The sequence below is a fragment of the Gemmatimonadaceae bacterium genome, assembly GCA_035606695.1.
Taxonomy (GTDB): Bacteria; Gemmatimonadota; Gemmatimonadetes; order Gemmatimonadales; family Gemmatimonadaceae; genus JAQBQB01.
In genome coordinates this window covers 15,742-38,180 of the sequence record DATNEW010000034.1, presented here as the reverse complement: position 1 = coordinate 38,180, position 22,439 = coordinate 15,742, and the positions used below count along the sequence as shown (strand labels likewise).

Below are 22,439 nucleotides of genomic sequence, written 5' to 3'. Positions count from 1 at the left end.
CATGCGCATTCTCCTCGTCGAGGACGACGCCGAGCTGGCCTCGATTCTTCGCGAAGGACTGACGGAAGACGGGTTTCAGGTCGTTCGGGAATCCACGTTCGACGGCGGGAAATCGCGCGCCATCCTCGGCGCGTTCGACGTCATCGTGCTCGACGTCATGCTCCCCGGCGGCGACGGATTCGAGCTCTGTCGCACCCTGCGGGCGCGGGGGGTCGCGACGCCGGTGCTGATGCTGACGGCGCGCGACGCCGTCGAGGATCGCGTGCGCGGTTTGGATTCCGGCGCCGACGATTACCTGCCGAAGCCGTTCGCGTTTCGCGAGCTCGTGGCGCGCATTCGGGCACTCGCGCGCCGGCCGCCGTCGACGCTTCCGGAAGTCGTTCGCGTCGCGGATCTCGAGGTGGACATGCGCTCGCACCAGGTGCGGCGGGGCGGGGCGCGCATCGAGCTCACGGCGAAAGAGTTCGCGCTCCTCGAATTCTTCGCGCGGCATGCGGGGCAGGTGGTCGATCGCGCGGCGATCACGGCGCACGTGTGGGACGAGAATCACGACCCGTTCACGAACGTGCTCGAGGTGCTGGTGCGGAGGCTGCGCCGCAAGATCGACGACGAGTTCGACGTCAAGCTGATTCACACTCTGCGCGGCGCCGGCTACCGCCTCGGTCCGTGAGCGAGACGCTGGAGCGGCGTCCCATTTTGACCACGTCGCTGCGTGGCTTGCGTCTGCGACTCACGGCGTGGTACGCCGGCACGATCCTCGTCATCCTCACGCTGCTGGGCATCGGCGTGTTCGCGGCGATCACGCAGCGCTTCGACGCCGATCTGGATGCGTCGTTGCGCGATGCATCGGCACATCTCGCCGGCGTCGCGCAGGAGCGAGGCGTGACCGAGGCACCGCGCGCACTCCGCGTGCCCGATCGTCATTTGCTCGTGTATTCCGCCGGCGGTGCGCTCCTCGCGTCCGACAGCGCACTGACCGAGCCGTGGGTCGGCGAAGTCGCGAGTCGAGCGGCGCGAGCCGGGACGGCGTCGGCATCGCACGGCGTCGGTGCCGATCGCATTCTCCGTGCGCAGGCGCGCGCGTTTCGCGCGGGCCGGGACACGTACGTCGCGGTCGCCGTCGCCGACGAGGTCGAGCTCGAGGATCGATACACGACGCTGATCGCGGCATTCGGTGCAGCCGCGTTGTTCGCTGTCGTTCTGGGGTCGGCAGGCGGGTGGTTCGTCGCGCGCCAGTCCACGCGACCCGTCGAGCGCGCAATCGACCACATGCGCCAGTTCATGGCTGACGCCGCGCACGAGCTGCGCACGCCGATCACCGTCGTGCGCAGCCGTGCCGAGATCGCGCTGCAGCGGTCGCGGAATCCCGAGGACTATACGGAGGCTCTTCTCGGCATCGAGCACGAGGCGGAGCGGCTCGGGAGAATCGTTGAGGATTTGCTCACGCTCGCCCGCGCGGATTCGGGCGAGCGACCGATCGAACGCGCGCGCGTTTTCCTCGACGACATCACGCTGGATGCCGCGACCGCCGCACGCGCGATCGCCGATCGCAAGGGCGTGCGGCTCGACGTCGGCGCATTCGACGAAGCGCCTGTCGCCGGCGATCCCGCGCTGCTTCGACAGCTCGTGCTCATTCTCCTCGACAACGCGGTCAAGTTCACCGGTGCGGGCGGCGAGGTGCGCGTCGACGTCGAGTCGGTGAACGGCCAGCCGACGCTGCGTGTGGCGGACACGGGCTGTGGTATTCCGCCCGACCAGCTTCCGCGAATCTTCGAGCGATTCTTTCGCGGCGATCCCGCGCGCACGCGCGGCAGTGGTGATGCCGCGCAAGGCGCCGGCCTCGGCCTCTCGATCGCGCGATGGATTGCCGACGCGCATGACGCGCGCATCGACGTGGCGTCGGAGGCTGGACAAGGCACCAGGGTCGCCGTTCACTTTCCCCCGGCCGATTCCGCCTCGCTGTCATTCTCCTGACAGGTTTGCGCCGTAGGCTTCGGCGTCACGCCCCAAACCCGAGGACATGCGACTTCGCATTGCCCTGGCCGCGGCCTGTGTCATTCCCGCCGCGTCCATTCATGCACAAGCCACTCCATACTCGCGCGCGAGCGCCGTCGAGACCGCACTCGATCGCGGTGCCCGGTTGGGCGTGGCACGCGCCGACACCGCGGTCGCGACAGCGGCACTGATCGGCGCGCGCGCGCTGCCGAATCCCACGCTGAGCGCGGCGTACAGCAAGGCGCGCCCGCGGTATCACTTCACGGTGGACGTGCCGATCGATTTTCCGATGCTGCGGCAGCTGCGCATTCGCGCCGCGCAGGTCGGTGTGCAAGCGGCACAACTGCGGTATCAGTTCGCGCGCGCGTCGATCGCGCTGGACGCCGACACGACGTACACGCACGCCATTGCCGCGCGCGAGAAGCTCGTACTATCGCGCCGCAACGCGCTCGACGCGGATAGCCTGCTGCACATGGTCGAGCGGCGCCGCGACGCGGGCGATGCGGCCGACATGGATGTGGAGCTGGCGCGCGTCAACGCCGGACAGCAGGCGAACGCCGCCGCGGCGGACTCGCTGACGTGGATCTCCGCGCTGCTCGACCTGCAAGCGGTGCTGGGTATCGCGAGCGACGCGCTGAAAGTGAACGCGACGGATTCACTCGCCACACCACCCGTGCCGGCGACGACGGGGCAGGTGACGCTCAACGAGTCCGCCGCGAGCCTTTCGCTCGAGTCCGCGCAATTGAGCGAGCGGCTCCAACGGCGTTCGGTGTGGTCGCAGTTCAGCATTACCGGCGGCATCGAGACGGGCGGCGATCCGGAGGCGGAGCCTGGCATTCTTCCGACGTTCGGAATTGGTATCGGATTGCCACTATTTGATCGCAACCGCGGTCCAATCGCGCAGGCACAAGCCGAACGCATTCGCGCGCAGGCGGAGTTGACGCTCGCGCAGGTCGAGGCTCGAAATCAGATCGCGCACGCGATCCGCGAGCGATCGAACGCGCTGGCGCGCGTCGAGCGCGACCGCCAGCTCGTGACGAGTGCCGAGCGGGTGGCGCAGATGTCCATCACGGCATATCGCGAGGGCGCGCAGTCGCTGCCGAACGTGCTCCAGGCACAGCGCAGCGCGCGCGACGTCATCTCGCAATACATCGACGATCTCGCGGCGGCGTGGATCGCCACGGCCGAGCTGCGAATCTTCTCACTCACTTCGACGACTCCGTTGCCATGAGACGATCGGTCTGGATGCTGGTCTGTTGCACGATCTCCGTCGGCTGCAAGGGCGGCGAGAAAGCGGGCGACGACGATGCTCCGCCGGCGGTGGTCAACGCGAACACGATCGTCGTCGCGCCCCAGGCATTCACCGAGACAGTGGGTGCGATCGGTGTCGTCGTCGGTCGCGCCGGACACGTCGCGACGTTGAGCGCCGGCGCGCCTGGCCGCATCGCGAGTGTGAATGTCTCGACCGGCCAAGCCGTCGCGGTCGGCCAGCCATTGGTGACGCTCGATCCCACGACCTTCGAAGCGGCGCTCAAGAGTGCGCAGAGCGCGGTCGACGCGGCCTCGCGCAACTACGAGCGTTCCGAGCGCCTTGCCAACGAGGGGATCGTCCCGCGTAAGGATGCCGAAACGGCGGCCGCGGATCTGGCGCGCGCGAAATCTGATTTGACGACGGCGGAGCGTGAGGCGTCGCTCGCCACGCTGCGCTCGCCGATCGCCGGCGTCGTCACGAAGATGAACGCCACACTCGGCGCATCGGCAGATCCGTCGCAGCCGCTCGTCGAGATTTCCGATCCGCAGACGCTCGACATCCTGCTGACGCTCACGCCGAGTGCGGCGGGGCGCGTGCAGCGCGGCGCTGTCGTCACGCTTTCCGCCGGACAAAGCGCGACGGGCGAGCCGCTCGGCATCGGTCGCGTGACGGACATCGGTGCGACGATCGACACCGCGACGCGCGGCGTGCAGATTCGCGTGCAGGTGCCGACGACCCGTCGGCCGCTCAAGATCGGCGAGACGGTGTTCGGGCAGGTCGCGGTGGCAACGGTGCCGAATGCCATCGTCGTTCCGCTCGAGGCATTGGTGCCCGAGGGCGAGGCGTACAAGGTGTTCGTCGTCGATGCGACCAATGTCGCGCACGAGCGTGACGTGAAGGTCGGCGGCCGCACCGACAAGGTTGCCGAGATCACGGAGGGATTGAAGGCCGGCGAGCGCATCGTGACGTATGGCGCGTACGGCATGTCGGACAGCGCGAAGGTCGAGCCGCTCAAGGCTGCGCCGGTGCCGGCCGTGGGACGTGGTGCGGCGCCAGCCGCGACACCCGCCGCGAAGGGTGCCGCGAAGCCCGACAGCGACAAGTCATGACGTCGACGCGCAACCGAACGTGGTTCGCGCTGCTCGCGGAGCAGCGGCGATTCGTCTATCTCGTGGTTACGTTGCTCAGTGCCGCGGGCATCTGGGCGGCGCTGCAGCTGCCGTCGGCGATCTATCCCGAGCTGCAATTCTCGCGGATCACGGTCGTGACGCAGGGCTCCGCGCTCGGCGCGCGGCAGATTCTGTTCGCGATCACGCGCCCGATCGAGGAAGCGGTGGGGGTCGTGCCGGGAGTGACGCGCGTGCAATCGCGGTCGATTCGCGGCGGCAGCGAGATCAACGTGACCTTCTCCGGCAGCACCGACATGCAGTACGCGCTGCAGCAAGTGCAGGCGCGCGTGAACCAGGTGTCGGGCACGCTGCCGGCCGGTGTCGAGATCGAAGTCGAGCGCCTCACGCCGTCGCTCTTTCCAATTCTCTCATACAATCTCGAGGGCGGCGACCCGCCGACGCTGTACGACATCGCCCAGTATCAGATTCGTCCGTTGTTCTCGCGCGTACCCGGCGTGGGGCGCGTCGACGTGCAGGCGAGCGACGTGCGCGAGATCGAGATCGTCGCCGATCCGGGCCGCTTGGCCGCACAGGGTATGACGTACGACGATCTGGCGAACGCGATCAAGACGTCGACGACGGTGCAGGCGGTGGGGCGCGTGCCGGCGGATTATCGACAATATCTCATCGTCACGACGAACGAAGCGAAGTCGGCCGACGACATCGCGAACGTCGTCGTCGCGCACGGGTTGCGGGTACGCGACCTCGCCACGGTGACGCCGGGGACCGAGGATCACGTGCGAATCGTGGCCGGCGACGGGCGGCCCGCCGCGCTGCTCAACATCACGCGGCAGCTCGGCGGCAACACGGTGCAGATCGCCGACAGCATCGCGAACATCGCGAAGAACCTCGCGTCGACGCTGCCGTCCGGCGTTAAGCTCAAGCCGGTGTACGATCAAGCCGCGCTCGTGCGCGACGCGGTGAAGTCGGTGCGCGACGCCATGCTGATCGGCGCCATACTCGCCGTGATCATCCTGCTGCTCTTTCTGCGACATGGCCGGGTGACGGCGATCAGCGCGTCGTCGATTCCGCTGACGATGGCGATCACCGTCTACGTGATGTCGCTGCTCGGGCAGACGTTCAACCTCATGACGCTGGGCGCGATGGCGATCGCGATCGGACTCGTCATCGACGACGCGGTCGTCGTGACGGAGAACATCGTGCGTCACCTGCGCATCAATCCCGATCGCGACACCGCGGTGCGCGAAGCCGTGCAGGAGCTCATCTGGCCGGTGACGACGTCGACGATCACCACCGTCGTCGTCTTTCTGCCGCTCGGCCTGCTCACTGGTGTAGAAGGCCAATTCTTTCACGCGCTGTCGATCACGCTGACGATCGCCGTGATGATCTCGCTGCTGCTCGCGCTCACGATCATTCCACTGTTGAGCGAGCAATATCTCGACGTCGAGCAGGCCGAGCCTGACGCCACTGGGCGGCCGCGCGGATTCCTGGCGCGCGTCGGCGGCGCGATCGACGCGCTGTCCGACAAGTACGAGCGCGCGCTTGCGTCGTCGCTGCACCACACGCGATTGATGATCGGCGCGGCGGTCGTGCTCGTGATCGCCGGAGTGGTCGTGCACCGGTTCGTTGGCTCGGGCTTCCTGCCCGAGATGGACGAAGGCGCGTTCGTGCTCGACTATTACAGTCCGGGCGGAACGGCGCTCAACGAAACCGACCGTATGGTGCACATCGTCGAGAGCAAGCTGCTGGCGACGCCCGAGATCGCCGGCACGTCGCGCCGAACCGGCGCGGAGCTGGGATTGTTCGCGACGTTGCAAAATCGCGGTGACATCGCGGTCCGGCTCAAGGATCCCGGTCAGCGCGATCGCTCGAGCCAGGAGGTGATCGATGACGTTCGGCCCAAGATTCAGGCGGCGGTGCCGCGGCTGCGCGTCGAGTTCGTGCAGATTCTGTCCGACGTGATCAACGATCTCGCCGGTGCGGCGCGCCCGGTCGAGATCAAGCTCTTCGGAGCGGACTTGAACCAGCTAGAAGCCTACGGCGCGAAGCTGGGCGAAAAGGTGGCGAAGGTCGACGGTGTCGAAGATCTCTTCAACGGCGTTTCGGAGCCGAGCGCCGAGATGTCCATGACGATCGACGAGGCGGAAGCGAATCGTATTGGACTCACGCCGGATCAAGTCAGCGCGCAAGTATCGAGTGCGCTGCTCGGCGCCGATGCGGGCGCGGTTCGGTTGGAGGATCGTTCCGTCGGCGCTCGCGTGCGCGCGCCCGATTCCGTGCGATACAATCCGTTGCTGCTCGGATCGCTGCCCATCATTTCCTCGACGACGCACACGGCCGTTCCACTCAACGCCCTCGCGTCATTTCAAACCGGCGAGTCGCGCGCCGAGCTGCTGCGCGAGAATCAGCAGCAGATGATCGACGTGACGGCGGACATCAGCAGCCGCTCGCTCGGCACCATCATGAACGACGTGAAGAAAGTCGTCGCCGACAACCCGCCTCCGTCGGGCGTGCGCCTCGAGATCGCGGGGCAGTACGCCAACCAGCAGGCGGCCTTTCATGCGCTGTTGTTGGTGTTGGCGATCGCGAGCCTGAGCGTCGTCGCCGTGATGGTGATTCAGTTCGAGTCATTCGTCGAACCGCTGGTGGTGCTGCTCGCGGCGCCGCTGTCGTTCGTCGGCGCGATGTTCCTGCTGCTCATCACGGGCACGCCGCTGAACGTGTCGTCGTTCATGGGCTTGATTCTGCTCGTCGGCCTGATCGTGAAGAACGGCATCATTCTGCTCGACTTCACGCGGCATCGCATGCGTGTCGACGGTGAAGCGCTCGAGCCGGCCATTCGCGAGGCGGCGCGTATTCGCCTGCGTCCCATCCTCATGACGACGCTCTGTACGCTCTTTGGTCTCTTGCCGCTCGCGCTCGGCCTCGGCTCGGGCAGCGAAATGCAGAAGCCGCTCGCGCTCGCCGTCATCGGCGGCCTCGCGCTGTCCACGCCGATCACGCTGTTCGTCGTTCCCACGCTGCTCGTCGCGATCCGCGGCCGGGAACATCGCTTGTCTCCCGTGACTCCCTTGTCTCCCGCTCCAGAGCTTTCCACTCCATCGAGGTCCGTATGAGACGCATTCTGCTCGGCGCCGCACTGGCAGGCATGGCTGCCGCTCCCAGCCTGCTCGCGGCGCAAACGTTCAAGACCGAGAAGTTCAACATCGGCGGCGAGGGCGCGTTCGATTACGTCGCCGTCGATCCGAGCAGCGGCAACGTATATGTATCGCGCGGCACGCACATGATGGTCGTCGACGGTGCGACGGGCAAAGTGCTGCACGACATCCTGGATACGCCGCGCGTGCACGGCGCCGCCTTCTCGGTGAAGGACAATCACGGCTTCACGACGAACGGCGGCGATTCGACGTCGACGATGTTCGACCCGAAGACGTTCGACGTCATCAAGAAGATCCACGCGGGCAAGGACGGTCTCGACGGCATCATGTACGACGATGCGACGGACAAGATCCTGACGATCAATCACAGCAAGCCGATCGGCAGCACCATCGTGATCGACGCGAAGACGGGCGACGTCGTGACGACGATCGAGCTGTCGGGGAAGGGTCCCGAAGGCGGCGTGAGCAACGGCAAGGATCGCATCTTCATCAACAACGAAGACAACAAGCAGATCGACGTCATCGATTCAAAGACGTGGAAGGTGATCGGGCACTATGCGACGTGCGAGGGCGCCACGGGCATCGCGATGGATCGCGCGGCGAATCGCATCTTCTCGGCGTGCGACGATGAATCGCTGGTGCTCGACGCGTCGAACGGAAACATCGTGGCGCGCATCAAGAATGGCGGCAGCGTCGATGCGCTTGGCTGGGACCAGTCGCAGAAGCTGATGTACATCCCGAGCGGCGACGGCAACGTGACCGTCGTGCACGAAGATTCGCCGGACAAGTACACCGTGATCGCCACGGTGCAGACGATGCGCGGCGCGCGCACGATCGGCGTCGATACAAAGTCGCACGCGGCGTACGTGTTTACGCCGGAGTATGGCCCGCCGCCGGCCGGTGCGACGCCGCCGGCGAACGGGCGGGGAAGAGGACCGCGCGGCCCGATCATCGGGGCGTGGTTGATCAAGATTACACATTAGAGAGCAATCGTCATCCCGAGCGAGCGTCAGCGAGTCGAGGGACCCCCTTCCGCCGAGGAGAACTCCTCCGTCGAGACGGGGGTCCCTCGACTTCGGCGCTGTGCGCCTTCGCTCGGGATGACAATAGTGCGCTTACTTCGCTCAGGATGACATTGCCTTAAGAATCTCCTCCGCTGTCCTCACCCGCCCGATCGTCGGAAAGAATTTCCTGACCACGATCTCGTGCAGCTCTCCATCGCGCGCCGTCATCGCGTCCGACGCGAACACGAGATTGAACCCGTGCTCATACCCGGTGCGCGCCGTCGCTTCGACGCCGATGTTGGTCGCGATGCCACACAGCACGATCGTGTCGATCTTTCGCCGCCGTAACTGCAGCTCGAGATCGGTCGCGAAGAACGCGCTCGGCGAGTGCTTCGTGACGACGACGTCGCCCGCCTCGGGGCCCACGTCGGACACGATCGTCGCGAAGTCGGGGTTCGAGGCCATGCGCGGCCGCTCGATGTCGGCCAGCGGCCGCGGAAACAACACGCCATTCGGACCGGGATCGACGTGCACGAGCACCACTGTCGCTCCGGCTTCGCGAAACCGCTTCGCCAAACGCGCCGACCGTTCCACCACGTCGGCCGCGGTGTACGGCGCGGTCTGCGCGCCAACGATGCCTTGTTGCAGATCGATCACGACCAGCGCCGTGGTCTTGGGGTCGAGTGTTACGTTCGCCGAATTCGTCGTATCTGTCATGCGATCAGTTCCCGAGTGACGTCGGTGATCTTCGCGCAGCCCGCGAGTGCCATCGCGAGGTCCGTTTCCGCGCGAATGTGCTGAAGCACCGCGCGTACGCCGTCGTAGCCGCCAAGCGTCAGCCCCCACAACACAGGCCTTCCGACGAGCACAGCGCGTGCCCCGAACGCGAGTGCCTTGAGCACATCCGTCCCACGGCGTACTCCACCATCGAGCAGGACGTCACCGCGTCCGCCGACTGCCTCGACGACGCGTTCCAACACGCTGATCGGGGCGGGGACCGAGTCGAGCTGTCGGCCGCCGTGATTCGAAACGATCACCGCCGCCGCGCCATGCTCGATGGCGAGCGCGGCGTCTGCCGGAGCCAGAATTCCTTTCACGACGACCGGCATCGGCGCGATCGACCGCAGCCATGCGACGTCGTCCCACGTCAGGCCCGGATCCCACTGCGACGCGATGTACGCCGCGAGCGACGACCCTTCGCCGCCGCCGTGATGATGCATCGCCGTATGCTCGGCCGAGAAGTTTCCGAGCTCGAGGTGGCCGGGCATGCGCAGGTTGTTTCGGCGATCGCGCTCGCGCGGCCCGGCCATCGGCGTATCGACCGTGAGGCAGAGCGCGGAATAGCCTGCCGCGGCCGCGCGTTCGACGAGCGAGCGCGTGATCGCCTTGTCGCGATAGACGTACAACTGAAACCATCGCGGCCCGTCCGATGCCTTCGCGATCGCCTCGAGACTGCAGTTCGAGACGGTGCTCGCGCAGAAGATCGTCTGCTCCGCCGCCGCGGCGGCGGCAGTGGCTTCTTCGGCGTCATCATGACAGAGGCCATGAAAGCCCATCGGGGGCACGAGGACGGGCATGGATACGGCTGTTCCGAGGACAGTCGTGCCGAGCGATCGCGCCGAGACGCCGCGCAGCATGCGCGGCAACAATTGGTAGCGCGACCAGGCCTCGCGGTTCTCGCGCAGCGTCCATTCGTCGGCCGCGCCGCCGGCGATGTAGTCGAACAGCATCGGGTCCAGGCGCTCGCGCGCCCGCGCTTCCAAACTGTCGAGGTTCAGTATGTCGAGCATCGATTATCGTCGTGGAGACGCCTAAGTTTCCAGCTTCGCATGCCGCGTGTCTACCCACCCGCTCTGCTGAACACGGAATGCTCGACGTCGTAAGCCAGTGGGTTGCCCATTACGGCTACGTTCTCGTCGCGCTCTTCCTGCTGGTCGAGGGTGCCGGCGTGCCGGTGCCCGGCGAGACCGCGCTCGTGACCGCGGCCGCGCTGGCCGGACGAGGGACGCTCTCGCTCGCCGGAGTGATCATCGCGGGCGCCATCGGCACCATCCTCGGCGGCCACACCGGGTATTGGATCGGCGCCCGCGGCGGCACGAGGTTCGTGCACCGTCATGGGAAGTGGGTGGGCCTGAGCCCGAAGCATCTCGAGCGCACGCGCCGCTTCTTCGACCAGCATGGCTCGAAGACGGTGCTGCTCGGGCGATTCGTCGCCGTGGTGCGCAGCTTCGTCGGCATCTTCGCCGGAATCACGCAGATGCCGATGCGCCAATTCGCGACCTACAACGCGATCGGCGGCAGCGTGTGGGTGGCGGCATTCAGCATTCTTGGATACGTCTTTGGACGGAATCTGCCGCGTCTCGTGCACGACATCGGGCGCGTGAGCCTGGTGCTGGCGCTGCTCATCGCCGTCGTCGTCGCGGTGGTCTTCCTGTGGCGCTGGTTCGCGAAGAATCGCACGAGCGTGGTCGCGTCGCTCGAGGAGTCGTTCGAGCGCGCCGCCGCCGGTCCGCGCGTCAGTGGAATGCGTCGTCGCCACCCGCGCGCGTTTCAGATTCTGTCGGGACGCTACGCCCACAGCGAGTATCTCGCCGTGCACCTGGGCATCGGCTTCGTGATCAGCCTGGCGGTCATCGCGATCTTCGCGTCGATCACCGAGGGGTTGGTCGAAGGGTCGCCGCTCACTCGCTTCGACGTGACCGTCGCCAACTATCTGCGGCAATCGCTCGCGCCGTCGGTGTTCGATGCCTTCAATGTGCTGAGCAGCCTCGGGGCTCGCGGCGCGATGACGCTGCTGTTGTTCGCCGGCGCGATCTGGTATGCGGTCCGCCGGCGCGGGCTCGAGCTCGCGGGCTGGGTCGTGGCGTTCATCGGCGGTTCGCTGCTCGACGCGTCGCTGCGATTCGTCGTGCGGCGGTCGGAGCTGCCGTTCGCGGACCTGGTGCTGCTCGACTGGGGAACGGGCCTCGCGAGCGGTCACGCGCTCGGCGTGGTGCTCGGCTTCGGCATGCTGGCGTATCTCCTCTACGCTGCCGTGAAGGGCGCTGTTATGCGTATGCTCATTATAATTCTGGCAACAGCGCTGATCGTGGCGATCGTCACGGCCCGTCTGTATCTCGGACAAGGGTACGTGAGCGACGTCAGCGCTGGCGTGGCCGCGGGCTTCGTGTGGCTGGCGGCGTGCATCTCGGGGATCGAGATCGCGCGGCAGCGGGATTGGAAGAGCCTGTCGCGCGGGGGCGGTTAAGCTGCAACACGACACCATCCGACAACACCTGACCGAGTCTCGAAACTGATCTGGCCAGAAGTTGTCGGACCTTGTCGGAGTGTCAGCTCTCCACTTCCTCGAGCTCGCCGAGCATCGGCGGCGAGGTGAAGTCGATCTTCGACTCCCGCAGCCACTTTTCGAGCAGATCGGCCAGCGTCCTGCTCTCGTGGCTGTCCATGCGGTGCAGCGCCGTCATCATCTGCACCTGAATCGTCATCGGTGCGCCCTCGAGCAGCCGGCGCCCGGCATCCGTCAGCTCGATCTCGATGCGCCGCTTGTCGCTCGTCGACGAAGTGCGCGACACGAAGCCGCGCTCGACCAGACGGCGGACCACCACCGAGACGGAGCTCTGGTGTGTCGCCGTTCGCTCGGCCAGCTCGTTAAGCGAGGCCGCCGAACGTTCGGCGAGCTGCTGCAGCACGAACAGCTGCGCCAGGCTGATGCCCATCTTCAGCTCGATCGCGCGCGTGTTGATGCGGAGTGCGCGCACAATGCTGCGCACCGCGTTCATCGAACGCGCAACCGCGTGGGATTCTGTCGAATCGGCCGGAGTCATCTGATTGGCGCCCATGCCCTCGAAGCTAAGATACTCACTCGTTTGCGTACAGGCCTAGCGGTTTAGTTGCTGGCCACCTTGCTGCCCGCCGGCTTCAGCTTGGTATCGTACCATTGGAGAATCCGGCGCTGCATGTCCAGAAAATCGTCCGCCGACGCGGTACCGCCGCCGTGACCGCCGTTCATGTAGTTCACCCACACGACTTCCTTCCCGAGCCGTCTGAGCGCGTAATACATCTCTCGGGTGTTGTCGGCCGGCACGTTCGAGTCCTGCTCGCCCGTGATGAGCAGCAGCGGCGTCTTGATGCGGTCCGCATATAATATCGCGCTGTGCGCCTCGTATTTCTGCGGCTGCTCCCACAGCGTGGCGCCAATGCGATCCTGCGTCTTTTCCGCGGCGTTCACGTTCCGCACGCCGAGTCGCGGGCTGTCGGTGTAGAAGCTGATGAGATCGACCTTGCCGGAGATGTTCACCGCCGCCTTGAACCGGTTGGTCTGCGTGACGAGAAGATTGACCGCATAGCCGCCGTAGCTTTGCCCTTGTACCGCGAGGCGCGCCGAATCGGCGACGCCCATCTCGATCAACTTGTTCGCCGCGGCGGTGACGCCCTTGAGCCATGCCTCGCCCGGGAATCCGATGTCGAAGTCGACGGAGGGATGCACGACGACATATCCGTGCCCGGTGAGAACGTTCGCCCGAATGTCGTAGTTGTCGTCGAAGAAATCCTCATAGACCTCGAAGACAGTGGGATATGCCTTGCCTTTCTGATAATCCGCAGGGTAGTAGACCACCGCGTTCTTCGGGTGGCCGTCCGCGTCGAGGAACGACACCAGCTCCGTGCCGCCGATCTGCTTCTGCGCCAGCTGCGGGTTCGACTCCACGACGCGCCGCAGGTCCGTGAGGTCGGCGTTTCCGACGTAGATGTCCGCCGGCCGATTGCCGTTCGCGATCGCGAGCACCGCCGTCTTGCCGTCCTTCGATAATCTGAGCCCCGAATACACACGGCCGTCCTTCACCAGCTCCGTCAGCGACTTGTTTGGACGGTCGTAGCGGACGACGCCGCGCTCCCACTTCTGGCGCGACGCCTTCGTGAGATACAGATGCTGGCCGTCGTCGCTCCATGCGGCGAACGCGATGCGCGGGGCCGTCGCGCTCGAATCGTCCGTCGCGATGACTTGCTCGCGAGTGCCGGAGCCGACGTCGACGAGCCACATTCCTTCGCGATTCGACACGAGTAACGCGTCGCCCGCCGGGCTGTAGCGCACCAGACTGAAGCGCTCCTTCGCCAGGCGCTCGCGGGCAGCCTTCGAGGTGTCCTGCGGTTCGCCGCGCCGAGTTTCAGGCGGACCCACGAGAAGCCGTGCGTCCTTGTCGTCGATGGAGCCGACGTATACGCGGCCATCCTTCGAGTATGCGTAATGCTTCCCGTCTTCCGCGAACTGAACCTGCATGCCTTTCGTGGTCGGCAGAATCGTGCGTTCGGCTCCGCCGTTCACGGCTCGCGAGTGCAGTGACGTCTCCGACCCGAAGCTGTCGTAGTCGGTCTTTTTCTGAATGTCCCGATTGAAGGTGATGGCGGTTCCATCTTCAGCGAGCGTGTAGTTGCTCACCATCACTTCGGGAATCAGCTCGTGCAGCTGATTCGTCTGGAGATCGAGCGCGACGACGCTGCGCACGTTCGCCATGCGGCGAATGTCATCCCACGCGAGAAACGGATCGAGGCTCGACTGCACGAACACGGGACCCGTCGTCATGTTGGCGAATGTGTCGCGTGCTTTCTTCCGCCAGTCCGTCGTGTGAACCGCGAACACGAGCTGCTTCCCATCCGCCGACCAGCGCAGGTCGCTGTTCTCGGCCACGTATTTTCCGGCGGGCAAGCGTGCGGTCGTCGACTTTCCGGTCGCGCGATCCCAGATCACCGGCTCCGACACGCCGCCGTTGAAGATGAACATGGCCAGGCGTTTGCCGTCGGGCGACCAGCGCACGTCCTTGACGCTCTTCTTATCAGCGAACACGGATTGTGTCTCGCCTGATTTCGTATCGATCACGAGCAGGCGAGCCGGAATCGAGCGCGCGTAGCTGGGATCTCCGTCGCGGCGGAAATCCTGGCCGAATTGATCGCGGCGCATCGTCGAGATGACGGCGAGGTATCGGCCGTCGGGGGTGAGATCGCCGATCGTCGCTGCATTCACCGCGAGCGCATCCTCGGCGGTGAACGTCGTGCTCGCTGCGCTCGACGCCGCATTGCCGGCTTGTCGCGACTGCGCGCGACATGGCGCGGCGACGCTGCAAACGACGAACGACGAGGCGAGGACGGCGGCGAAGGTGCGGCGCATACGAATCACTCGGTGAGGAGGGGCGCCATGAATCTGGGTCAGCGTCCGGGCTCCTCGCCAGAGCGACTTAAGCGCTGTAGCGGGCGCTGTAGCGGGCGAGCGCCTTCAGCGTGACGGTGGTTGCCTTCCCGAACACCTTGGGCCCGTTGATGCGCTCGAGCGCCTTGCGTTGAAGCTGTCTCCGCCGGCCGCGAGGCTTTCGCGTTCGCTCGAGCTCCGGCGCAATCAATGACGCCGCGAACACCAGCCCCGCGTCGAGCAACTGTTCGGCGTGTTTGGGCGGCTCGAGCTGCTCGACGATCAGCGTATAGGCGGCGCCGAGGATGACGGAGGCGGCGATCTGTGCAGCGACGCCGGTGGCCATGCGCGAGCGGGGTGTCATCGCCCACCCGACCCGGCCGGCGAGCGAAGCAACCTGTTTGTCCCACGGGTCGACGCGCGGCTTTTTTCTGTCCGGCAAGCGCGGGAGCACGGACCGATGCGCCAGCACGAGCGCGCCGCCGCCAACGAGTCCGGCGATCGCACCGCGCGCGGCACTCTCGAGCGGGCTGGGGCGTTTCTTTCGTTTCATGAAGTTGAAACCTCCGCGCGTTTCTGTTGCAGAGGTCGTGCTCAGCGAACGCGAACCAGTCTCGTCGTGACAACAGGCTCCGCACCGGCGGCCGCCGCCGTCAGTTGGACGCGATACTGACCTGACCGCAGTCGTGAAAGATCGAGCCGAACACCGCGTGGCGCGATTCCATTCTGCTGGCGCGGCACCTCGTCCCACTGGATGCGAACGGCGCTGCTCCGATCGGAGAGATGCATGCGCTCCGCCGCGCGGCGGAGCCATGTCACGCCAACTTGCTCGACGCTCAACGTGAATTTCACGGGCTGTCCCGACGCTCGCAGGCCGTACGTCTCCCAGAACACACCGATCGGATGCGAGGCGTTGACCTCATCGGATGCCAACGCACTATCGCGCGCCTCGGCCAGGTTGCCGGGCGTGGAGTCGCCGGGCGTGTAGAGCAGAAGATCGGAGAGCGCCACGCCCGACGGAGACCGCGCGGCGAAACCATGTCGCCTTCGCGCCGCGCGGCGCTCGTGCGGCGCAAGCAGCTCGAGGCTCACGATGCCCGAATCCATTCGGAACGTCGCCGACATTCTTCCGCGCGCCTGCACGCTGTCGGCGCGCGAAACTCGAACGACAGAATCATCGAGCGCCGCCACCGACGCATTTACGACGCGCCCGAGCATGCTCGTATCGCGCCGCGCATCCCACGCGGCGACGACGAGCAGCGAGTCGCCGCGACGAAAGAACGCGAGCTGCGCCGGCAGCGAATGCACCGTTTTGGCGAATGCGGGCGCGTAGCCCGTCATCGCGCGCGCGTCGTCGAGATGCCAGTCGTCGTCCGACGCTTCACTCACGCTGTCGACCGCGCGCAATGACGGAATGAAATCGAACGGCATGCCCACGTCGTGGCCGGTGATGGATCGCTGCATCTGCGACCCGAACGCCGGCTCCCATCGCGTATACCAGCGCGGCCAGCCGTAGCGAATGACGAGCTCCCGCTGATCGTCCGCCCACGACTCACCGTCGACTGTCGCCGCACGCTCGGCGATTTTCGCGCGCGTCAGTCGCGACAAATGCTCGGTGAGCAAATCCGACGTCGTGACTGAATACAAAGGTGCACCGATTCGAAGCACATGCCGCACGAACGCCTCGCGCCGTTCACACGGGATGCGGTTGAATCGGTCGCGCAGCGGATCGTCAAGCACGTCCGAGATATCGAGCCAACGGCAGCGCTCGGCATCGGGCATCGCGGCGAGTGCGGCGTGAAACGCACTGTCGGCCAGCGCGAACTTGCCGGCGCTATGCGCGGCGTAGCCCGCGAGCGCGAGACACCAGCTCGTACCCGCGGCACATCGCCGCGTGTACGAAAGCGCGTCGTCGTACCGACCAGCCTCCACGAGGTAGCGGACGTATTGACCGGCGACCCACGCGTCGCCCGGAATTATTGACCCAACGCTGTCGAGCAAGCGGAGCAGTGACCTGCGGCGTTCGCCTATTGCTTTGGGCTCCGCCGGCGGATCCGGTTCTTCGTCGTCGCCTCGCCAGTAGCAGTAGCGGCCGATTCGAACGTCGCATTCGCCGCCCATTCGGTCGCCGGTAGGCAGGCGGGAGCGGCGAAACCCCTCGAAGGACGATTGCGCGGAGCGGACATCGCGCGCCAGTCGCGCGGAGTCCGGCGCGGAAACCGGCGCCTGCGAACGGACAGGATGTCCCGGCCGCGACACGAGCTGGACGAGTGCGACGACCCGAAAAACCTTCAGCGTCAGTGGGAGCATGCGCGATTGTGTCTCTGACAGTTGCCATCCTCTGCAACTCACGCAAATTAGGGGCAGTCACCCTGCAGACGATTGCGGAGAGACTCGTTTCCTCCGCCTCGCGTCTTCGTCTCATCGTCGTGAATCCCCCGCATTCCGCGTCGACTTCGTCGGCATCTTCGCCGTTGAGCGACGACTCCATGTCGCTCGCGGTCATCGAGACGCGCTTTCGCGGCGCGATCGCGGCAAGCCTCGACGCGTTCTTTCTGTGCGAGAGCGTGCGTGAAGGCGGGCGGATCGTCGACTTTCGCATCGTCGAGGTGAACGAGCGCGGCGAAGCGTTCCTCGGACGCCGCCGAGACGAGCTCGTGGGCCAGCTCGCCACGGACATCGCGGCGACGATCGGCGAAAGCGGACTCCTCGCCAAGATGGCGCGCGTGGTCGAGACCGGGGAGTCGATCGAGGAAGAGCTCTGTTTCAAGGACGACGACGGCCAGGAGCTGTGGGTCCGGCACCAGATCGTGCGCGTGGACGACGGCATCGCGATCACGTCGCGCGACATCACCAAGCGTAAGGAAATTCAGAATTCTCTTGCCGAGAGCGAGGCGCGGTATCGGCTGCTGGTCGAGTCGGCGAGTGACGGCATCTACCGCATCGACCCGCACGGCATCTTCACCTACGCCAATCCGGTGGCCTCGCGACTGCTCGGCTTCAAGGCCGATGAGGCGGGCATCGTCGGACGGATGTACCTCGACTTCGTGCGCCGCGACCATCATGCGCAGGGCATCGAGCTGTACAAGCGGCAGATGACCGAGCGCATTCCCGTCACATACTGGGAATTTCCCGCGATCGCGGTCGATGGCCGCGAGCTGTGGATTGGCCAGAACGTGCACATCGAGCAGCGCGACGGCCGCGTCGTTTCGCTCTTCGCCGTCGCGCGCGACATCACGGAACGCAAGAACGCCGAGCTGGCGCTGCGCGAGAGCGAGGAGCGGCATCGCTTCCTCGCCGAGAATTCCACGGACATGCTGGCGCGGACGCTGCCGAACGGCACGATCCTCTACACGTCGCCCGTCTGTCTCGAGCTGCTCGGCTTTCCCGCCGAGGAGCTGGTTGGCCGCTCGGTATTCGAGTTCTGTCATACCGACGACCTCGAGATCGTCCGCGCGGCGAGCGCGCGGCTGCTCGGCCACCACGGCATCGAGACCTTCACGTATCGCGTTCGCCGGCGCGACGGGCACTACGTCTGGTTCGAGACGACGAGCCAGGCGGTGCGCGACGCGAAGACGGGTATGGCGGCCGAAGTCCTTTCCGTGTCGCGGGACGTCACCGAGCGGCGCCGCATGGAAGAAGAGCTGCGCCAGGCGCAAAAAATGGAAGCGGTCGGCCAGCTCGCGGGCGGTGTGGCGCATGACTTCAACAATCTGCTCACGTCCATTCGCGGCTTCAGCGATCTGCTCGCGCGGAGCGTCGAGCAGGGCGATCCGCGCCGCAAGGACATTGCCGAAATCCTCAAGGCGACGGAACGCGCCGCGGCGCTGACGCGACAGCTGCTGGCCTTCAGCAAACGCCAGATCCTGCGGCTGGAGCCGCTGAACATCAACGCGATCGTCGAGGACATGACCAAGATCGTCCGCCGCCTGCTCGGCGAGACGATCGCGGTGGAGACCGCGCTCGACGGCAGCGTGTGGACGGTGCGCGCCGATCCGGGCCAGCTCGAGCAGGTGCTGCTCAATCTCGCGTTGAACGCGCGCGACGCGATGAGCGACGGCGGCCGCCTGCACATCGAGACGCGCAACGTCGTCATCGAGCCGAACCCGGGCGAAGCGGTGATCCCGCCGGGCAAGTACGTGGTGCTCGAGGTGACCGATTCCGGCGTGGGCATGAATGAGGACACGCGCGCCCGCGCGTTCGAGCCGTTCTTCACGACGAAGGATCCGAACGGGCGCCCGGGACTTGGTCTCGCGACAGTGTACGGTATCGTGATGCAGAGCGGCGGACACATCTCCGTGGCGAGCAGCGTCGGCGCCGGCACCACGTTCACCATTCATCTTCCGGCGACCGTCGTCTCGAGCAGCGGCGAGCATGGCGCGATCGGTACGACGCCGCGCTCATCGGCGGGGAACACGATCCTCATTGCCGAAGACAACGAGGGCGTGCGCGCGCTGACGGTGCGTCTGCTCGTCGACGCGGGCTACAAGGTGTTCGAAGGTTGCGACGGCGTCGATGCGCTCGACACGCTCAAGAAACTCTCGGAGCCGGTTGACCTGCTCATCTCCGACGTGATGATGCCACGCATGAACGGCAGCGAGCTCGTGCAGCACTTCCATCGGCTGCAGCCCGGCACGCCGGTGCTTCTGATGTCCGGCTACATGGACGAGGAATCGGTCCGGCGAGCGTTCGCGGACTCCGAGGCGGTGCTCGCGAAGCCGTTCACGGCGGAAGCATTGCTCACGCGCGTGAAAGAGTTCATTGGGGCGGGGATTACGTAGTCGCGCTACGGTTCTCCCAGCGTCTCGAACGGCCCGGCACGTCCCGACACCCCGATGTCGTCGACGACCACCGTGCCCGCCTGCAAGCGATCGAACACCAGGCGAATCGAGCGCAAATGCGCGGGATCGAATTGCGGGGCGGCTTGCACGAAATCGGATATCGGCATGACGTACGTCTGCAACACCATCTCGTACGTCGTCGGGAAGCGTTGGCGTTCCTGGTCCGCGCGGCGGAGAATGTGAATCTCGAGCGGGCGGCGCGGCACGCCGAACTTGCTCAGCGGCAGCCGCGCGGTGTGGCCCGAGGCGTCAGTCAACTCCACCGTGAGATCGACGGGCGTCGTGTCTTTCGGCGCGTCCTTCGCGGCAGGGCGACGTGGTGCGTTTCGTCCGCCGCCGCGCGTGCTGTCGGCGCGCCGGGTGGAGTCGCGCGCCGGCGCGCGCGGCCCGGGCTTCGCATCGGTTGGCGCGAGCGACAAGTACACCGACGACTCCCGGCCGATCGTGTATGCGGTCGTGAGTGAATCGCTCAACGCAATCGTGTACGACGCCGGCTTGCCGAGCTTCGTCGTATCGGACCGGAGGTGATTGTTCCAGCCGAGCGTGACGACCTGCGTGTTGATGGGATCGTTCTGGCCGCTGCGCAGGTTCAGCGCGTTTTCCTTCCATGTCGCGAGACTTTCGGCACTGATCGTCACACCCGGCACGGAGCCGGTGGTGACGTCGACGTCCTCCTCGAATGTGGCGAGGGGCTTGAATCCGCTTTCCTCGAAGCGCGTGATGTACATCGTCTTCGGCAGCCACGCGCCGGCGACGCGATGATCGCGGAACATCGGCAGGTATTCCGTGCGATCGTGCAGCGTCGTCTCGAGAAACGCGCCGATTACGACTTTGCTGAACTGCCGCTGCTGGTCGGGCGTGAGCAGTCCGCGCAGATCGAGTGACCGCCCGCTCCGCGGGCCGTTGTCCTTGTTGCCCCACACGGTGTTCCACTGGCCATGGTTGGCGCGATACACGTACCACGCCGCCTTGAAGTACGGCTTCCCGTCGGTGTACTTGATGCGCTGGAAGGTGCGCAGCCCGTTGAACGACGACACGTCGCCGTCGTGCGAGCCGTGAATCACCATGTAGTTCACGTTCTCGATCGGCGTCCACATGCCGGCGGGCTTGTACTGGCCGTCGACGGGCGCGATCGCGAACACGGCCTTGATGTCGAAATTGAAGTTGAACTTGATGTTCGCGTCGTCGGGATAGTGGCTCAGGCGATTGAACGCGGCGGCGATGCCCACGGCCTCGCCGCCGCGCGAATGGCCCATGATCCCGATGTGATGCATGTCGACCTTGTGCGAGAACGGCCCGGCCGAGCTGTCGTTCCAGCGCTTCCAGTCCTCGAGGTGCTTGAGCAGGAGCCACGCGCGCCCGTCGCTCTCGCCGCGCAGGTTGCCGTTGATGAAATTCTCATCAACGGATACTAATATAAATCCTCTGGAGGCGAGCAGCTCGCCCAGGTAGCCGTATCCAGGATCGGAGTAGTCGAGCGGGTCGTGATTGCCGTGGACGATCAGCACGAGCGGGAACGGGCCGTCGCCGACCGGATACCACACCCGCCCGTTGATCGGCATCTTGCTGAAGCCGAAGCCCCAGTCCTTCTCGCGGTCCCTGGCGTTGTCCGGCGTCGTCGACACGAACGGCGACCCGTCGACGGACCTCGTCTTGATCGTCACCGAGTCGCGGTACTCGCGGCGGCGCTTGTCCGTGCCGCTGCCGTAGTACATGGTCTTGACCGCGTAGCTGCCTTTCTCGCCGGGATTGGGCGCCGAGATCAACTGGTGCGAGAGAACGACCTCTGAGTCGTCCTTGCTGAGTTTGAGCGCCTGCGTGCACGAGGCGGCCGCGACGGCGCCCACGGTGATCAGGACGGGGAGAAAACGGCGCATTAGCGAACCCGAATGCCGAAGCGGTGGCCCAACCGTTGGTTGCTGAGCGTTTCCATGGCGTAGTCGAAGGTCATACGGTCCATCGTGAGGCCGGCGCCCAGGGTGAGCGGCTCGATGCCGACGTCGCGGCGGCGGACGCCCGCACGCAGCGCGACGCTATATCCGCTCAGCCAACTATACGCGGCCTCGAGACCCCCCGAGGCATCGACGCGATCGGTACGGAGCATCGACACCGCCGCCGTGCCGAACAGATCGAGCGGGCCGGCTTGGGTACCGCGCGAGACGCCGAGCGTGGTGCGCGTGGGCAGATGCGTGTCGGGAGGAACGGCGTTCCGACCCAGATCCTCGCCGATGTTCTGAACGGCCAGCCCGATCGTGTTGCCGAACCACAGTCGAGACACGCCGACGTCGGCGAGCGCCCTGCCCAGACGAATCGACGACATGTCGTCTTCCGCGTACTTTGCCGCGATGCCGACGCGCGTGCCCTTGATCGGCTGGGCGAACGCGATGATGGCTTCCGCGGACATGGCGGGGGTCAGGCCGCCGTCCAGAATCGAGAGCCGCGACGCGGGAAAGAAATTCGGAAGGTCGTAATTCAGCATCTGCATTCCGATCGCGATGCCGCCGCCGTTGAACCGCGTGACCGCCGAGAGAGCGCCGCTGCCCGCGCTTGTCGAGAAGCGCTCGCCGGAGACGCTGAATCCGTTCGCGACCGCCACCTGCGCCGGATTGTAAAAGATCACGTCGTCGTCGCGGCCCGCGACGCCGGTATTGCCCAATCCCAGCGTCCGCACGCCGGCGGGCAGCTCGAGGATGATCGGCGCGCGGGTGCCGGCTTGGGCGCGGGCGGTGGTTGCCGCGCTCAACAAAAGCAGCATTGCAGCAAGGACGCGGTGGGATAGTGTTGTCATCCCGAGCGACCCTGACGCTGAGCGTAGCGAAGGGAAAGGGGAGTCGAGGGACCTCCGTCCTGACGGAGGAGCCGTATGCAGCGCTCCGCTGAG

16 protein-coding genes are annotated in these 22,439 nt (G+C 65.9%); 8 read left to right on the top strand and 8 right to left on the bottom strand.

Annotated elements, in window-relative coordinates; translation table 11 throughout:
* The first annotated feature begins 1 nt into the window (after window position 1).
* The 6 genes from VN706_18570 to VN706_18545 are packed head-to-tail and all read left to right on the top strand — an operon-like array spanning window position 2 to window position 8,518.
* Window positions 2–670 (top strand): response regulator transcription factor, encoded by a 669-nt coding sequence (locus tag VN706_18570; protein HXT17650.1) that lies wholly within the window; start codon window positions 2–4, stop codon window positions 668–670.
* On the top strand, window positions 667–1,974 hold the full coding sequence (locus tag VN706_18565) for a HAMP domain-containing sensor histidine kinase (protein ID HXT17649.1): 1,308 nt from the start codon (window positions 667–669) through the stop codon (window positions 1,972–1,974). The genes VN706_18570 and VN706_18565 overlap by 4 nt, the downstream gene beginning before the upstream one ends.
* Before the next feature lie 46 nt (window positions 1,975–2,020).
* Window positions 2,021–3,226 (top strand): TolC family protein, encoded by a 1,206-nt coding sequence (locus VN706_18560; protein HXT17648.1) that lies wholly within the window; start codon window positions 2,021–2,023, stop codon window positions 3,224–3,226.
* Window positions 3,223–4,356, top strand: coding sequence for an efflux RND transporter periplasmic adaptor subunit (locus VN706_18555; GenBank protein ID HXT17647.1), 1,134 nt, complete (start codon window positions 3,223–3,225; stop codon window positions 4,354–4,356). Before VN706_18560 ends, VN706_18555 begins: the two co-directional genes overlap by 4 nt.
* Window positions 4,353–7,493, top strand: coding sequence for an efflux RND transporter permease subunit (locus tag VN706_18550; GenBank protein HXT17646.1), 3,141 nt, complete (start codon window positions 4,353–4,355; stop codon window positions 7,491–7,493). The genes VN706_18555 and VN706_18550 overlap by 4 nt, the downstream gene beginning before the upstream one ends.
* Window positions 7,490–8,518 carry a hypothetical protein gene (locus tag VN706_18545; GenBank protein HXT17645.1) on the top strand — a complete coding sequence of 343 codons (1,029 nt, stop codon included), beginning with the start codon at window positions 7,490–7,492 and terminating at the stop codon, window positions 8,516–8,518. Before VN706_18550 ends, VN706_18545 begins: the two co-directional genes overlap by 4 nt.
* Before the next feature lie 141 nt (window positions 8,519–8,659).
* Here the strand turns inward: VN706_18545 and VN706_18540 are convergent, their stop codons facing one another.
* The gene (locus tag VN706_18540; protein ID HXT17644.1) at window positions 8,660–9,256 is read right to left on the bottom strand and encodes a hydrolase; all 597 of its coding nucleotides are present in this window, start codon (window positions 9,254–9,256) and stop codon (window positions 8,660–8,662) included.
* The gene (locus VN706_18535) at window positions 9,253–10,329 is read right to left on the bottom strand and encodes an alpha-hydroxy acid oxidase (protein HXT17643.1); all 1,077 of its coding nucleotides are present in this window, start codon (window positions 10,327–10,329) and stop codon (window positions 9,253–9,255) included. The genes VN706_18540 and VN706_18535 overlap by 4 nt, the downstream gene beginning before the upstream one ends.
* A 77-nt stretch (window positions 10,330–10,406) precedes the next feature.
* Here VN706_18535 and VN706_18530 point away from each other — a divergent pair, with 77 nt between their 5' ends.
* Window positions 10,407–11,786: a bifunctional DedA family/phosphatase PAP2 family protein gene (locus VN706_18530; GenBank protein HXT17642.1), complete on the top strand. Its 1,380-nt coding sequence runs from the start codon at window positions 10,407–10,409 to the stop codon at window positions 11,784–11,786.
* Between the two features lie 82 nt (window positions 11,787–11,868).
* Here the strand turns inward: VN706_18530 and VN706_18525 are convergent, their stop codons facing one another.
* The 4 genes from VN706_18525 to VN706_18510 form a co-directional block, all read right to left on the bottom strand.
* Window positions 11,869–12,309, bottom strand: a complete 441-nt coding sequence (locus tag VN706_18525; GenBank protein HXT17641.1) for a MarR family transcriptional regulator — start codon at window positions 12,307–12,309, stop codon at window positions 11,869–11,871.
* Between the two features lie 116 nt (window positions 12,310–12,425).
* Window positions 12,426–14,699, bottom strand: coding sequence for a prolyl oligopeptidase family serine peptidase (locus VN706_18520; GenBank protein HXT17640.1), 2,274 nt, complete (start codon window positions 14,697–14,699; stop codon window positions 12,426–12,428).
* Between the two features lie 67 nt (window positions 14,700–14,766).
* Entirely contained in the window at window positions 14,767–15,270 is a 504-nt protein-coding gene (locus tag VN706_18515; protein ID HXT17639.1) for a hypothetical protein, read from the bottom strand.
* A 41-nt stretch (window positions 15,271–15,311) separates the two neighbouring features.
* Entirely contained in the window at window positions 15,312–17,027 is a 1,716-nt protein-coding gene (locus VN706_18510) for a hypothetical protein (protein ID HXT17638.1), read from the bottom strand.
* Between the two features lie 164 nt (window positions 17,028–17,191).
* Between VN706_18510 and VN706_18505 the strand changes: the two genes are divergently transcribed.
* Window positions 17,192–19,498, top strand: coding sequence for a PAS domain S-box protein (locus VN706_18505; protein HXT17637.1), 2,307 nt, complete (start codon window positions 17,192–17,194; stop codon window positions 19,496–19,498).
* Window positions 19,499–19,503: 5 nt separating this feature from the next.
* On the opposite strand, the gene VN706_18500 is transcribed toward VN706_18505, so the two are convergent.
* Window positions 19,504–21,435 (bottom strand): hypothetical protein, encoded by a 1,932-nt coding sequence (locus tag VN706_18500; GenBank protein HXT17636.1) that lies wholly within the window; start codon window positions 21,433–21,435, stop codon window positions 19,504–19,506.
* Window positions 21,435–22,313 (bottom strand): hypothetical protein, encoded by an 879-nt coding sequence (locus VN706_18495; protein ID HXT17635.1) that lies wholly within the window; start codon window positions 22,311–22,313, stop codon window positions 21,435–21,437. The genes VN706_18500 and VN706_18495 overlap by 1 nt, the downstream gene beginning before the upstream one ends.
* Window positions 22,314–22,439 lie beyond the last annotated feature (126 nt).